Raw genomic sequence first — 14,705 nt, 5'->3', positions numbered from 1 at the left:
GGCTGCGCGGGTGCTTTTCCGCGTCAGGCGGCGTCGAGGAACCCGCGCAGCGTGGCGGCAAAGGCTTCGGGATCGGCCAGCATGAACAAGTGGCCGCCACCCTTGAACAATTCGAGCTGGCTGCCGGGAATGGCGCCATGCAGGAAATGGGCGTTGGCGGGTGGAATGAGCTGGTCTTCCTCGTCGTGCAGAACCAGCGTGGGCACCGAAAGCAGCGGCAGGAACGGCGCGCTGCTCCAGCTGGAGAAAGCGCTCAACTGGCACGCCCAGCCGACCGGCGAGGGCGGCATGGCGGCATTGAGCGACACCGCGTGGCGGCCGCCGCCGTTATAGAGCATGGCCAGATTGCGTTGCAGGGTGCGGGCCACGGTATATTCGCGCGGATCGGCCATGTGGCTCAGGATCGTGGGATTGCCGGGGACCATGGCCACGCCCGCCGCGGTTGCCGCCAGGGCAAGCCGGCCGATGCGCGCGCGATGCTGGAATGCAAATTGCTGCGCCACCGCGCCACCCCAGCTGATGCCCAGCACGTCGACCGCATCGAGATGCAGGCGATCGAGCAGCGCCGCGAGCGTCAGCGCCATGCACGGCATGGTATAGGGAATGATCGGGTCGGGTGACTTGCCGATGCCCGGCACGTCGAAGCTGATGACCCGGCGGCAGGACAAGGCACGCGCCACGGGCTCCATCAGCTCCATGTTCATGCCAATGCCGTTCAGCAGCACGAGCGGACGCGCCGCTTGCGCGCGAACGTGCCATTGCCCCAGCCTCAGCCGCCGGCCCGCCACGCCAACCATCGAAAAATCAGCGGTTAAACTCGCCACGATCCCGTCATCTCCTGCCGGCCGTGCCGCACGAACAGGCCGGCCAGAAACCGTCCTTTTGCGCTGCAACGTCCCTTCCGGCCCCGGCGCGCGGCCTAGCAGGTTCATTACGGAGGTAAAAGTGGGCAGATTTCGAGCGCCTTCGTCAGGTCTGCTTAACGGTTTTTCAAAGCCGTTCGGGCAAGTCGGTGTCATGGCAGACGTATCCGGGGCTCAGCAGACCGATCTTGAAGCACGTGGCGATGATCGCCGCGACTATGCACGCACCCAGCGGCGGCGCGAACGCGTGCCATCGAGCCACGCCCCGGCACTGCGCCACGGCAACCGCCTGATCGCGCGCGAATGGCCGCAGATTGCCGTGCCGATGGCCGTGGGGCTGGTCGGCTTGGGCGCGCTCAATGCCACGGTGCCTGATGGCACGGTGCTTTCGGTGGGAATCACCGCCGTGGTGCTCGCCCTGCTGGGCGCGCTGGCAGTGCGGGTTGAAAACGCCGGCGTGGTGGGCACTGCGCCGCGGATGATGTTGATGGCGCTGGCCGTGGGCATGCCGATGTTCCTGTTTGGCGCAACGGTGGGCCATTGGGCAGACATCGGCGCCGTGCCCTGGCTTGAGGCCCTGGCCCTGCTGGTCACCGTCTCGCTGCTCGCCACGGTGTTCGAATCCGGGCAACTGGCCGGCGTGCTGGTGGCGCAAGTGGCGATCTGGGCAGGCGTTGCCTGTGCGGCGAGCCGTCTGGGCGGGCTGGTCACGCTGGGCATCGGCCTCGCCGTGGCGGTGGCCGCCTATTTCCGCCAGCGCGAGATCGAAGCGCGCACGCGCGAACAGATGGAAATCGAAACCCGCATCCAGACGCGGGCCCAGGAAATCCTGGCCGACTACGAGGAAACCGGCCAGGGCTGGTTCTGGGAAACCGACCGACGCGGCCAGATCACTTACCTGTCCCGCCCCGTGGCCCAGATCCTGGGCCGCAGCGTGGAAGAATTGATCGGCCGCCCGTTTCCCGAGCTGTTCAACCTGGCCAGCCAGGCCGGCGAAGGCGAGCGCACCCTGGCGTTCCACCTTTCGGCGCGATCGAGCTTTTCCGAACTGGCCGTGCGTGCAGCCACCGATCTGGAAGAGCGCTGGTGGCAGATCAACGGCCGCCCGACTTATGACACCTTCAACAATTTCCAGGGCTTTCGCGGTTCGGGCACCGATCTGACGGAAAAGCGCCGCTCGGCCGAACATGCCTCGCGCCTGGCGCAGTTCGATTCGCTGACCGGCCTGTCCAACCGCCTGCGCATGTCGCAGACGCTGGAAAAGATCCTGGTTGCCCCGCAAGTGCAGCACCGCGCCTGCGCCGTGTTCCTGCTCGATCTCGACCGGTTCAAGCAGGTCAACGATACGCTGGGCCATCCGGCGGGCGACGCGCTGCTCAAGCAGGTGGCGCAGCGGCTGGAGGGCGTGATCGGCAATGTCGGCCGCGTTGGGCGCCTGGGCGGCGATGAATTCCAGGTGATCATGCCCGGCAAGATTGAGCGCGACCACCTTGCCTATCTCGCCGGGCAGGTGATCGAGCAGCTTTCGGCGCCTTATGCCATCGACGGCAATCGCGTGATGATCGGCGCATCGGTGGGTATCGCCATCGCGCCCGACGATGGGGTGACCAGCGAGGCGCTGATTCGCAACGCCGACCTCGCGCTCTATGCCGCCAAGGATGGCGGGCGCGGGCGCTATCATTTCTATGCCGCAGACCTGCACAGCGATGCCGAGGAACGGCGCCAGCTGGAAGAGGAACTGCGTGACGCAGTGGCCCACGGCGGGCTGGAACTCTATTACCAGCCGGTGGTGCAGACCGCGACCGAGCGGATCACCGGGTTCGAGGCGCTGCTGCGCTGGCACCACCCCAAGCATGGCTTCATTTCGCCGGCCAAGTTCATCCCCATTGCCGAAGACACCGGCCTGATCGCCGCGATCGGCGAATGGGCACTGCGCACGGCCTGCCAGGATCTGGCGCAATGGCCCCAAGACGTGCGCGTGGCGGTCAACGTGTCGCCGCTGCAGTTTGCCAACCCGGCGCTGCCCACGATCGTCACGTCGGCGCTGGCCCACGCGGGCGTGGATGCCGAGCGGCTTGAGCTGGAAATCACCGAAAGCGTGTTCCTCAACAACGACGAGGGCACCGACCAGATGTTCAAGCAATTGAAATCAATCGGTGTGCGCCTGGCGCTCGACGATTTCGGCACTGGCTATTCCTCGCTTGGCTATCTGCGCTCCGCGCCGTTCGACAAGATCAAGATCGACCAGTCGTTCGTGCGTGGCGCCACCCAGCCGGGCAGCCGCAACGGCGCGATCATCGCCTCGATCGTCAGCCTGGCCGAAGCATTGGGCATGGAGACCACGGCCGAGGGCGTCGAGACGCTCGACGAACTGGACCTGGTGCGCATGCTGGGCTGCAGCCACGTCCAGGGCTATATCTATGAGCGCCCGCTTTCGGCGGTGAACGCGGCGGCGCGGCTTTCCACGGGCCTTGTCGCGGTGGCACAAGGGCCGCGTTCGGCCCGCGCCAGCCGCCAGTCGATGCTGCGCAAGGTGGTGCTGGAGCACGCCGGGCACAAATACAACGGCATGGTTCGCAACATCTCGATGACCGGCGCGCTGATCGAAGGGCTGTGGAATGTGCCGGCAGGCACGGTGTTCCGCATCCAACTGGCCGATGGCCATACTGTGACGGGCACCTGCCGCTGGAGCAATGACGACCGCATGGGCGTGGAATTCGCCGCCCCGCTCAAGGCCGACGAGGATGGCCGCATCGCCGTGGTCCAGGTGCGCGCGCCGATGCCGCTGCCCGAACGCACGGTACAGCGCAAGGTGGGGTGAAGGCATGTTGCGATGGCCGCGGCAGGGCATGTTCCCTGCGGCCAAACACTCCCATCGCCCCTGATGACAGGGCGCAAAGGGCCTGCTAACGGCGGCGCATGACCGACCTCGCGCTGATCCGCAATTTTTCCATCATTGCCCACATCGACCATGGCAAATCCACCCTGGCCGACCGCCTGATTCAATACACCGGCGGCCTGGCCGAGCGCGAAATGACCGCGCAGGTGCTGGACAACATGGATATCGAGCGCGAGCGCGGGATCACCATCAAGGCGCAGACCGTGCGCCTGGATTACAAGGGCAAGGACGGGCAGACCTATCAGCTCAACCTGATGGACACGCCCGGCCACGTCGACTTCGCCTATGAAGTGAGCCGGAGCCTGGCCGCCTGCGAAGGCGCGCTCTTGGTGGTGGACGCGGCGCAGGGCGTGGAAGCACAGACGCTCGCCAACGTCTACCAGTCGATCGAGCATGACCACGAGATCGTGCCGGTGATCAACAAGATCGACCTGCCCGCCGCCGAGCCGGAAAAGGTCAAGGCCGAGATCGAGGAAGTGATCGGCATCGATGCCAGCGATGCCGTGCTGACCAGCGCCAAGGCCGGCATCGGCATCGAGGAAGTGCTCGATGCCGTGGTGGCGCGCATTCCCCCGCCGGGCGGCGATCGCAACGCGCCCTTGAAGGCGATGCTGGTCGATTCCTGGTACGATCCGTACCTGGGCGTCGTCATCCTGGTGCGCGTGATCGACGGGGTCATCAAAAAGGGCCTGCAGGTCAAGTTCATGGCCGGCGGGACCGAGCACCTGATCGACCGCGTGGGCTGCATGCGCCCCAAGATCGAGCAACTGGCCGAACTCGGGCCGGGCGAAATCGGCTTCATCACCGCGCAGATCAAGGAAGTGGCCCAGGCCCGCGTGGGTGACACGATCACCACGGTCAAGGGCGGCGCGGCCGAGCCGCTGGCCGGCTTCAAGGAAGTGCAGCCGGTGGTGTTCTGCGGGCTGTTCCCGACGGACGCGGCCGACTTTGAAAAGCTGCGCGATTCGATCGGCAAGCTGCGCTTGAACGACGCTTCGTTCAGCTTTGAAATGGAAACCAGCGCGGCGCTGGGCTTCGGCTTCCGCTGCGGCTTCCTCGGGCTGCTCCACCTGGAAATCATCCAGGAGCGCCTGAGCCGTGAATACGACCTCGACCTGATCACCACGGCGCCTTCGGTGGTCTATCGCCTGAGCATGACCGACGGTTCCACCCAGGAACTGCACAACCCGGCCGACATGCCCGACGTGGTCAAGATCGACACCATGGAAGAGCCGTGGATCAAGGCGACGATCTACACGCCCGACGAACACCTCGGCTCGATCCTCAAGCTGTGCCAGGACCGCCGCGGCATCCAGACCGGCCTGACCTATGTCGGCGGGCGCGCGCAGGTGAATTACGAATTGCCGCTCAACGAAGTGGTGTTCGATTTCTATGACCGGCTCAAGTCGATCAGCCGTGGCTATGCCAGCTTTGACTATGAGCAGATCGGGTTGCGCGAAGGCGATCTGGTCAAGATGAACATCCTGGTCAACAACGAGCCGGTCGACGCGCTGAGCATGATCGTGCACCGCAGCCAGGCCGAAGCGCGTGGTCGCGCGCTGTGCGAGCGGCTCAAGGACCTGATCCCGCGCCACTTGTTCAAGATCCCGATCCAGGCCGCGATCGGCGCCAAGGTGATCGCGCGCGAGACCATTGCCGCGATGCGCAAGGACGTGACCGCCAAGTGCTATGGCGGGGACATCAGCCGCAAGAAGAAGCTTCTGGAAAAGCAGAAGGAAGGCAAGAAGCGGATGCGCGAGTACGGCAACGTGCAGATCCCGCAGGAAGCCTTCATCGCCGCGCTGCGAATGGGCGAGGAGTGACGTCTGCGCGGCGCGGCGGGGAACCGAACGCGCCGCCACCCGGTTGAGACGGCACGAGCCAACCGCTTTTGCCGCCCGACCGGAGGACGCTTGCCCATTTTTCGCCTGATCCGCTCTGCCCTGCTGGCGCTGTTGATGCTGGCCGCGCCATCTGCCCATGCCCAGCTGACACCGACCGCTTCCTCCAGCGCCGCGGCACCGTCAGACCCCTATGGCCGCGAAACCCCGCGATCTTCGGTAGCGGGCCTGATCCAGGCCCTGGCCGGGCGCGACTATGAACGCGCCGCGCATTTCATGTCGGTGCGCATGGACAACCCGCGGTTGACCAACGGCGCTGAGGAACTGGCGCGGCGCCTGCAAGTGCTGCTCGACAAGGGTGGCACCTTGCGCGCGTTCGGCGCGCTGTCGAACCAGCCGGTGGGCGACCTGACCGACGATCTGCCGTTCAACCGCGAGCAGGTCGGCACGATGAAGGTGGGCGAGGATAAAGTGCCGGTGATGCTGGCCAGCAGCCAGCAAGGCCAGGTGGTGGTATGGCGCGTGGCGCCCGAAACCTTGCAGATCCTGGCCAAGGCCGATGTCCCGCGGGAGGCGCCGGCAGCCAGCACCAGCCCCGATAACTGGATGATCGGTGGCGCGCCGGTCAGCGATTGGGCGATGCTGCTGGGCCTTGCCGCGGTCAGCTTTGCTGTGTTCCGCCTGCTTGCCGCGCTAGTCTTGCTGGTGGTGCGCAAGGTGATCCCGCGTTGCCAGGATAGCGCGGTCTATCGCTTTCTTGCCGCCGCGTTGCCCCCGCTCAGCCTGTTCCTGTCGATCATGATCTTCTTCATGTGGGCTAACCGGCTGCCCGTGGCGATCGTCGCGCGGCAGACCCTGCTGCGCTATGGCGGCACGGTGGCGCTGGTTGCGCTGGTGTGGTTCGCGCTGCGCCTGATCGATGCAATCGCCGAACTGGCGACGCGGCGCCTGCACCACTATCAGCGCCGCCAGGTGATTTCGGTGGTCAACCTGCTGCGGCGTGGGGCCAAGTTGCTGTTGCTGGCTTTCACCGTGGTAGGCGTGCTTGATACGTTTGGTATCAACGTTACCACGGGGATCGCGGCGCTGGGCATCGGCGGTATCGCCCTGGCGCTGGGCGCGCAAAAGACGGTGGAGAACCTCGTCGGCAGCGTGACGGTGATTGCCGACCAGCCGGTGCAAGTGGGCGACTTCTGCAAAGTGGGCGATGTTTCGGGCACGGTGGAGGACGTGGGCATCCGCTCTACCCGCATCCGCACCAACGATCGCACTCTGGTGACCATTCCCAATGGTGATTTCGCCGCCCGGCAGATCGAGAATTTCGCCACGCGCGACCGCTTCCTGTTCAACCCGGTGATCGGCATTGCCTATGGCCTGACCGTGGCCAAAGTGCGCGAGGCGGTGGACATCGTGACGCAAGCCTTGCGTGATCATGACGGCGTGCTCAACGATGGCATCCGCGCCACCTTCACCAATTTTGCCGATACCGCGCTGACGATCGAAGTGTGGTCCTATCTTGCCGGGCCGGATTACAACAAGGCGATGCTGGCGCGGCAGGACGTGCTGTTGACGATCATGGAAAAATTCGAAGCGGCCGGCATCGCGCTGGCCCAGCCGACGCGATCGGTCATGGTGCAGGGTGGCATCCCCCTGCCTACTTCAGAGGATGTGCCAGTCAACTGAGCTGCTGTTCAACCCAGCAGCCGGGCGGCCACCAAGGCCATGGCAACCAGCGTTCCGGCACCCCAGATGGCGCGCGTGATCGGGCGAACGAGCGCGGCCCATTGCGGTGACGGTTCGATCGGCGCCGGCGGCTGGGTCAGCCGTTGCACGGCCGCGCGCAGCAGGCGCGGCGCATCGTTGCCCATGTGCGCCAGTTCCAGGCCAAGCGCGCGCACGATCGGCTGCCAATGATCGGGCGAAAGCCGCGCCGCCACCAGGCGCAAGGTGGACCGGCGCAGCGCGGCGGCAAGGTCGAACCCCGGCTCGATGCGGGTCAGCACGCCATCGATGGTGACCAGGGCCTTGAAGATCAGCAGCAAGTCTGACGGCATGACGATGCCGGTTTCGCGCAGCAGCGGCAGGAAATCGGCGACCATCGGCGCCAGGCGCAGGCTTTGCCCACCATGGGTTTCCACCAGGCGGCGCGCCGCCGCCGCCACGGCCGCGGGGGGCGCGCTGCCGCTTTCATCCCAGGTGGCCAGCACATCGGCCATGGCGGTATCATCAGTGGTGATCAAAGCCTGGGTAAAGCGGATGAATTCCTCGCGCCGCCGGGGCGAGACCTGGCCGACGAGGCCCAGGTCGAGCAGGGCGATGCCGTTGCCGGGCGTGCAGCGCAAGTTGCCGGGGTGCGGATCGCCATGAAAGCGGCCGTTGATCAGCACCATGTCGAGCACGACGTCGGCGCCCAGCGCGGCGATGCTGGCCGGATCGATCCCCGCCTCCAGCAAGGCCTGGGCACTGGTTGGCGCAACGCCGGCCACATAGTCCATCAACAGCACGCTTTCGCTGCTGAGGGGCCAGTGGATTTCCGGCACGATCACGTGCGGGTTGCGGGCAAAATCGGCGCGCAGCTTGTCGGCATTGCGGCCTTCGACGGTGAAATCCAGTTCCTGGCGCAGCGCGTCGGCCAGTTCGGCTGCCATCGCGCCGGCGCGCAGGCGGCGGGCCTGGGCGTTGGTCCGCTCGGCCAGCGCGGCGGCGCCGGCGATCAGCCGCAGATCGGCCAGCATGGGGGCGGCAATGCCGGGGCGGCGGATCTTGACGACCACCGCGCGGCCATCGTGGAGAGTGGCGCGGTGTACTTGCGCCATGGAGGCGGCGGCCAGCGGCGCTTCGTCAAAGCTGGCAAAGCACGCATCGACCGGCGCGCCGAGCGCCTGCTCCAGATCGGGCCGCAGCGCGGCAAAGGGCAGGGTGGGAGCCTGGCTTTGCAGGCGCTCCAACTCGGCAATCCATTCGGGCGGCAGCAGGTCGGCCCGTGTCGCCAGGATCTGACCCAGCTTGATCCAGGCGGGCCCCAATTCTTCCAGCGCCAGCCGCACGCGCCGGGGCGTGGTGGCGGGATCGCCGTCCCCGGCATCGGCACTTTCCCCGCTGGGCAGAAACCGGGCCGCCAGCCAGCCCAGCCCGTGGCGGGCCAGGATGCGGGTGATTTCGGCAAGCCGGGCACTGTCGGCCGCACGGCCGGGGAAAGAATGCATCATGCCCACCAAGGTAGGGGCGCGATTGGCGGGTGCAACCGCCTGCCGCCTAACCCGTCACGACGACTTCGGCATGGGCGAAGACACTGGCGATGTCTGGCGCAAGCGGTTGATCGGTAACCAGCACACTCACGCTGGCGCAAGGCGCGGTGGCCATCAGGCCATAGCGCCCGAACTTTGACGCATCTGCCGCCAGCAGCACGCGCCCTGCCGTGGCATAGGCGATCCGGCTCATCGTTGCCTCGCCCGCGTGAAAATCCATCAGCCCGCGATCGGCGCTGACGGCGCCGACGGACAGCAGGGCAAGGTGCGGCGTGAACCCGGCCACGTAATCCTGCGCCTGGCGATCGGAAAAGGCGCGGTATTCATAGTCCATCTGCCCGCCGGCCAGGAACAGCCGGTTGCCGTTGATCCCGCCCAGCGCAGTGGCGACGCCAAGCGAATTGGTGATCACCGTCAGGTCGGTGTGCTGGCGCAGGGCCTGGGCGATATGGAACGTGGTGGTGCCGGCATCGATGAAAATGATGTCGCCATCGGCCACGAAGCGCGCGGCGGCTTGCGCAATGCGCTTCTTGGCATCGACATTTTCGTGCAGGCGCCGGTCGAGCGGGCCTTCGGTTTCGCGCCGGGCAAGACGCACCGCGCCGTGCAGGCGTTCCACCCGTCCGGCCGCCTCGAGATCGCGCAGTTCGCGGCGGATCGTCTCGTCCGACACGTCGAGATCGCGGGCCAAGGCGGCGATCGCCAGAGTCGTGCCCGAACCGAGCAGTGCCAGCAGGCGGTCCTGGCGATCCTGGCGCTTGATGCTCATTGTTGTGGCGTGCTTTCCCGTTGGTCCGGCGTCAGGTCTGCCAGAATGGGGAAGTGATCGGAAGGCCAGCCCGCACCCTGGTGGTCGGTCAACGCGGCATAATTGCGCACCCGCCAGCCGCGCACCAGGATGTAATCGATGCGATCCTGCGCCTGGCCGGTGAAATCGTGGAAAGTGGCTTCCGGGCCAAGCGGGTTGGCGGCGCGTTGGCGGCTATCGGCGAGGTTTGCGGTCAGCGTGGCATAGGCGGCGCTGTCTGGCGTGGCGTTGAGATCGGCGGTCAATACCACCGGCAGCGCGCCGGCGAGCGCGGGCAGGCGTGCGGCGATCATCCGTGCACTTTGCACGCGGGCCGTCTCGTCTTCCTTGTCGCGGTTGGCCAGGTGAGTGTCGATCATCAGGAACGTGGTGCGGGCCGCGCTCCGGCGCTGGAACACGGCCCATTGCACCATGCGCGGCAACGTCGCGCCCCAGCCCAGGCTGCCGGGCACATCCGGCGTGGGGGAAAGCCAGAACACGCCGTGACGCAGCAGGCGCAGCCGGTCATGGCGATAGAGTATGCCCATGTGCTCGTCGGCATGGCCACCAAAGCGATCGGGGCCGAACCAGCGCCAGTGCGGCAGATGGCGCACCACGGCATCGCCCTGGCGGCGATAGAGTTCCTGCGTGCCGATCACATCGGGATCGGCGGCGCGGATCGTGGCGAGGAACAGCGGCTGGCGCCTTGGCCAGATGTTGATCCCGTCATCGGGAGAGGGCCAGCGAACGTTGAAGCTCATCACCCGCAGTGCGCCGGCCGGCCGGGGCGGCGGTGCCGCCCATGCGGGCAGGGGGGAGAGGCTGGCGGCAAGCAGCAAGGCCAAGGCGCGCAGCCGGGCCGGAATGCGGTTTTCGGTCATGCTGACTCATTTGGCGTTTTTGATGAAATTTCGATGACAATGTTTGAAAATCCTCAAAATTGCGAAACATCTCATCAGAAAATGTGGATGTGTCATGGAATCGTCGTGCGGTGCGCCTAGGTGCCGCTGCACAAGGCGCCGTCTTGACGGGTGCCGACGATTCGCCGCCAGGCCAAGAATTCGCCAACAGGCCAACAACTCAGCAACAGGGAAGTCCTTCGATGACCAATTTGCCGATCCTTTCCGGCATGCCCCGCCGTGCGCGCTTGCTGCGTGGCGCTGCGCTCGCTGCCATGTCGCTGGGCGGGCTCGCCGCCCCGCTGGTGGCCCATGCCACCGCCACCGCGCCCGCCGATGGCTTGCGCGCTCCCAGCAGCGAGGCCGATGCCGACAGCAACACCCGTAGCATCGTCGTTTCGGGGCAGGCGGCACGCACCGTGAAGCTGGAAGCACCCGGCACCACCGCCGTGCTCGCGCCCGAAGACCTGGTGCGCCAGCCCAATGTCAGCGTGGTCGATGCCCTGGCGCGGGTGGCGGGGATTTCGGTTTCACCCACCGACTTCTTCGGCACCCCGTCTTCGGGCAATCACGGCGGGCTGGATGGCGCCGCGCGCGGCGGCGCCAGCTTCGTCTATGTGCGCGGGCTATCGGGTTCGTACAACGTCAACCTCGTCAACGGCGCCAATGCCGCCCAGGGCATGCCCTATTCGCGCGAGATCCAGCTCGATCTGCTGCCGCCGGTCGGCCTTGCTGCCGTGGTCGTGAGCAAGACATCGACAGCCGACATGGATGGCGACGCGATCGGCGGCACGATCGATTTCCGCACGCCCAGCGCCGACAATTTCAAGGATGGCCATCTTGGCCTCACGCTTCAGGGTGGTGTCAGCCAGTATGGCCTGGATTACCATGTGCCGGCCGGCAGCGGCCTGGCCCAGGGCGAATACAGCACGCATTTTGGCGCCGATCACCAGTTCGGCATCTATGCCACCGGCTATTACGGCAAGCGCTACTTCGCTTCGACCATGGTCGATTTCCAGGCGGGGCAGTGGGAGTATGCCGTTTCGGAAGGGGAGCAGGGCAGCAACCCGGCAGGCTTCAGCAAGGCCGACAACCTGCTGCTGACCAGCACCAACGCGCAGTTTACCGAAGGTCACCAGACCCGCTTTGGCGGCGCGCTCTCGCTCGATTGGGACATGGGCGCCACCAAGCTCTATCTGCGCGGTACTGTGGCAGAATCCAACATCCGCCAGATCGTCTATCAAAAGGGCATCCAGGCCGATCACTATTCCTCGCCCACGGTGCGCCCCGACGGGCTCTATCAGAACGGGGAAAGCGATGCGGCCTATCACTATTGGGTGGAAACGGCTCCGGCGGAATCCGCGCTCGATACCGCCGAACTGGGCGGCAAGACCAGCGACGGGCCGCTGACCCTGGATTATGCCGCATTCTGGAGCTGGGCCAAGAGCGCCGCGCCCGACCATGCCGAAGTCTCGTTCGAAACCAGCGCAGCCAACCAGCTTGGCGGCCCGTTCAGCGTGACCTATCGCGATGGCTATCCGATCCCGGCCTTGAGCGCGGCGCAGCTTGCCCGGCTCAACAACAGCAGCCTGTTCCTCAAGGCCGACGGCAGCGGCGAATATACCACCTCGCGCAGCACGGCCAACAAAGTGGGCGGGCGCCTGGATGCCGAACTGGCAATGGGCGGCCTGGTGCAGGCGGTGAAAGCCGGGGTAAAGTTCGTGCGCAGCAGCCGGGCAAGCTATTCGCGCGACTATAGCGGCCTGGAATTCATCGACACCGGCACGCCGCTGAGCGCCAGCCCGTTTACCCGCAACACCATCGCCGCGATCGACAAGAAGTATTATCCCTATTCGTTCGTGCGCTTCGATGGGAACGCGCTGACCGGGGCGGCGGCCTCGGCCGCTTCCGCCGTGACGCTCAGCCCCGACGATTACAACGGCAACACCCTGTCGGGCCATGAAAACGTGTGGTCGGCCTATGTGCTGGCGCGCATGCAGGCTGGCGGCGTGGCGATCCAGCCGGGGCTGCGGTTCGAGCACACCACGATCGACAACCGTTTCTGGAACACGGTGAGCGTGGACGATGGCGCCACGGCCACCACGTCATCAGGTTGGGGCACCAGCCGCACCCGCTATGACATCCTGCTGCCCAGCGTGCACGCCGATTGGCATCCCTGGCAGGGTGGCATCCTGCGTGGCGCGATCTGGCGCAGCTATACCCGCCCGGCGTTTTTCCAATTGGCTGGCGGCACGCAGACCGAGCTGAACAGCGATGGATCGGTGAGCATCACCCAGGGCAACCCCGATTTGCGCCCCGTCACCTCGTGGAACTTCGACCTCAATCTGGAACATGAGTCCCACGGCTTCAGCGGCTCGATCGCGGCGTTCTACAAGGCGATCGGCAACTATCTCTATGATCGCGGCACCAGCTATCGCGCCCAGGAAATCGCCAGCACCGGCGTCAGTTCGATCAGCAAGCCGATGAACGGCGGGAACGCGGCGCTCTATGGCCTGGAACTGGCCGGCCGGTTCCAGTTGAGCGCGTTGCAAGGTTGGGTTTCGGGCTTTGGCGTTTCGGGCAACGTGACGTTCCAGCACTCCTGGGCCCACCTGCTCGATTCGGGCACCGATGCCACCCAGGCGATGCAGGGCGTGCCCTCGTTCCTGGCCAATGCCTCGGTGTTCTACGAAGGGAAGAAAGTATCGGCCAACCTGGCGTACCGCTACAACGGTTCGCTGGTAGCGGCCTATCGCTTTGGCACCTGGGGTGGCGCGGCGATGAACGATACCCAGCGGGCAACCCACAGTGTCGATGCCTCGGTCGGCTATGCGCTGCGCCAGGACGTGCGCCTGTCGCTTCAGGCGAGCAATATCTTCGACGATATCAGCTATTACCGCACGGTGAGCGCCACCAGCGAAGCGGTGCCGCAGATCGTGCGCTGGGGCCGCACGTTCCAGGCCACGCTTTCGGCCGCGTTCTGATCGCTGCCGCAGCCCCCGGGCCGGGCCGGCCCGGGGGGCAACCGCTGGACTCGCGTGCGCAAAATTGTTAGGCAAACAAACGAGTGGAGCGCGCCAGATCGCTTCATCCGTGCGAGAGGAAGCGCCATGGACACCGTGTTGTCAGCCCGCCCCGAGGCGATCGATCCCATCGAGGAAACCGCGCGCCAGGCGCCCGCGTTGATCCGCTATCTGGGGGAGGGGAATTTCGTCACCCGCCGCTATGTGAGCCAGGGGGCCGAAATCAACACCGGCACGTATACCGATCATGCCGTGGTGGTGCGCGATGGCATGCCGATCCGCGATCACTTCACGCTCGACACCCATGGTTTCATGCTGGGTCGCCACCAGTCGGCCGTGCGGGATTTCCATGACCGGGCCGATGTCGACGCACATTACCTCGCCGAAGTGGAAGCGCTGGTGGCGCGGATGTGCGGCGCCGATCGCGTGGCGGCGCAAGGCTGGATGATCCGCACTTCGGCTGATCTTTCCGCCCGCGCGCAAGAGAAGGTGGCCAATTACCAGCACAACGGCGGGATTCAGCCGCCGGCCGGCGAGGCCCATGTCGATTACAACCGCCCCACCGCGCGCCGTGCCGCGCAGCGCATGCATGACCAGCGCTTTGCCGATCGGCCAGGCTATGCCCGCGCGATCTGTTTTTCACTGTGGCGCACGTTTTCGCCTGGGCCGCAGGATTGGCCCCTGGCGGTGTGCGACGGGCGCAGCGTGGGCGACGCGGAAACGGCCTCCAACACGCTGTTCGTGGTGGACGAATTTCCGGTGGGCGACGCGCTGACGGCCCCGGTGCCGGGCGAGGAGGACATGATCGCCGCCACGATCTTCCGCTATTCCCCCGCGCACCGCTGGTGGTATTTCGCCAACATGGCGGCCGATGACGTGCTGCTGTTCAAGTTCAACGACAGCGACGAAAGCGTCACCTGGCGCTGCCCGCACACCGCGTTCCACGACAGCAGCCTGCCCGACACCCAAATCCGCAGCAGCATAGAAGTGCGCTGCATCGCCTATTTCGACTAGGGCCTGTGGGGATTTAGCCCATGGCGGGCTGCGAACGGCCGCTTTTCGCGCTTCCGGTGCTCACGTACATAAAAGTACGCTGCGCTCCGGGTCACGAAAATCAGCCATTCTAGCTGCGCTGAACTACGTTT

The 14,705-nt window shown here is 65.8% G+C and carries 9 protein-coding genes; 5 read left to right on the top strand and 4 right to left on the bottom strand.

What is annotated here, in order from left to right; translation table 11 throughout:
• Nucleotides 1-23 precede the first annotated feature (23 nt).
• Nucleotides 24-824, bottom strand: a complete 801-nt coding sequence (locus FHT19_RS19140) for an alpha/beta hydrolase (RefSeq protein WP_248290558.1) — start codon at nucleotides 822-824, stop codon at nucleotides 24-26.
• 193 nt (nucleotides 825-1,017) lie between these two features.
• Here FHT19_RS19140 and FHT19_RS19135 point away from each other — a divergent pair, with 193 nt between their 5' ends.
• From FHT19_RS19135 to FHT19_RS19125, 3 genes are all read left to right on the top strand, one after another.
• Complete coding sequence (locus tag FHT19_RS19135) at nucleotides 1,018-3,684, top strand: EAL domain-containing protein (protein ID WP_168557631.1); 2,667 nt, start codon at nucleotides 1,018-1,020, stop codon at nucleotides 3,682-3,684.
• A gap of 98 nt (nucleotides 3,685-3,782) precedes the next feature.
• Nucleotides 3,783-5,585 carry a translation elongation factor 4 gene (gene lepA / locus FHT19_RS19130; RefSeq protein WP_168557632.1) on the top strand — a complete coding sequence of 601 codons (1,803 nt, stop codon included), beginning with the start codon at nucleotides 3,783-3,785 and terminating at the stop codon, nucleotides 5,583-5,585.
• Between the two features lie 90 nt (nucleotides 5,586-5,675).
• Nucleotides 5,676-7,286 carry a mechanosensitive ion channel family protein gene (locus tag FHT19_RS19125; RefSeq protein ID WP_211184966.1) on the top strand — a complete coding sequence of 537 codons (1,611 nt, stop codon included), beginning with the start codon at nucleotides 5,676-5,678 and terminating at the stop codon, nucleotides 7,284-7,286.
• 8 nt (nucleotides 7,287-7,294) lie between these two features.
• Here the strand turns inward: FHT19_RS19125 and FHT19_RS19120 are convergent, their stop codons facing one another.
• The 3 genes from FHT19_RS19120 to FHT19_RS19110 are packed head-to-tail and all read right to left on the bottom strand — an operon-like array spanning nucleotide 7,295 to nucleotide 10,519.
• A complete protein-coding gene (locus tag FHT19_RS19120) occupies nucleotides 7,295-8,812 on the bottom strand; it encodes an AarF/UbiB family protein (protein WP_169476376.1) in 1,518 nt (505 codons plus the stop codon).
• A 46-nt stretch (nucleotides 8,813-8,858) separates the two neighbouring features.
• Nucleotides 8,859-9,620 carry a DeoR/GlpR family DNA-binding transcription regulator gene (locus FHT19_RS19115; protein WP_169476375.1) on the bottom strand — a complete coding sequence of 254 codons (762 nt, stop codon included), beginning with the start codon at nucleotides 9,618-9,620 and terminating at the stop codon, nucleotides 8,859-8,861.
• Nucleotides 9,617-10,519 carry an endonuclease/exonuclease/phosphatase family protein gene (locus FHT19_RS19110; protein WP_248290557.1) on the bottom strand — a complete coding sequence of 301 codons (903 nt, stop codon included), beginning with the start codon at nucleotides 10,517-10,519 and terminating at the stop codon, nucleotides 9,617-9,619. The genes FHT19_RS19115 and FHT19_RS19110 overlap by 4 nt, the downstream gene beginning before the upstream one ends.
• 221 nt (nucleotides 10,520-10,740) lie before the next feature.
• Between FHT19_RS19110 and FHT19_RS19105 the strand changes: the two genes are divergently transcribed.
• Both FHT19_RS19105 and FHT19_RS19100 read left to right on the top strand, forming a co-directional pair.
• Entirely contained in the window at nucleotides 10,741-13,521 is a 2,781-nt protein-coding gene (locus FHT19_RS19105; RefSeq protein WP_169476374.1) for a TonB-dependent receptor, read from the top strand.
• A 126-nt stretch (nucleotides 13,522-13,647) separates the two neighbouring features.
• Nucleotides 13,648-14,574 carry a CmcJ/NvfI family oxidoreductase gene (locus FHT19_RS19100; RefSeq protein WP_169476373.1) on the top strand — a complete coding sequence of 309 codons (927 nt, stop codon included), beginning with the start codon at nucleotides 13,648-13,650 and terminating at the stop codon, nucleotides 14,572-14,574.
• Nucleotides 14,575-14,705 lie beyond the last annotated feature (131 nt).

Origin of the sequence: Novosphingobium sp. SG919 (assembly GCF_012932495.1) — a bacterium.
Lineage (GTDB): Bacteria > Pseudomonadota > Alphaproteobacteria > Sphingomonadales > Sphingomonadaceae > Novosphingobium > Novosphingobium rhizosphaerae.
The sequence above is the reverse complement of the archived record's forward strand: the minus strand, read 5'-3'. Positions and strand labels throughout refer to the sequence as shown.

What these genes read in the sequence shown, in the direction of transcription:
- FHT19_RS19135 (WP_168557631.1), top strand. Translation starts at nt 1,018, where the DNA reads ATGGCAGACGTATCCGGGGCTCAGCAGACCGATCTTGAAGCACGTGGC.
- lepA (WP_168557632.1), top strand. Translation starts at nt 3,783, where the DNA reads ATGACCGACCTCGCGCTGATCCGCAATTTTTCCATCATTGCCCACATC.
- FHT19_RS19120 (WP_169476376.1), bottom strand. Translation starts at nt 8,812, where the DNA reads ATGATGCATTCTTTCCCCGGCCGTGCGGCCGACAGTGCCCGGCTTGCC.
- FHT19_RS19115 (WP_169476375.1), bottom strand. Translation starts at nt 9,620, where the DNA reads ATGAGCATCAAGCGCCAGGATCGCCAGGACCGCCTGCTGGCACTGCTC.
- FHT19_RS19110 (WP_248290557.1), bottom strand. Translation starts at nt 10,519, where the DNA reads ATGACCGAAAACCGCATTCCGGCCCGGCTGCGCGCCTTGGCCTTGCTG.
- FHT19_RS19105 (WP_169476374.1), top strand. Translation starts at nt 10,741, where the DNA reads ATGACCAATTTGCCGATCCTTTCCGGCATGCCCCGCCGTGCGCGCTTG.
- FHT19_RS19100 (WP_169476373.1), top strand. Translation starts at nt 13,648, where the DNA reads ATGGACACCGTGTTGTCAGCCCGCCCCGAGGCGATCGATCCCATCGAG.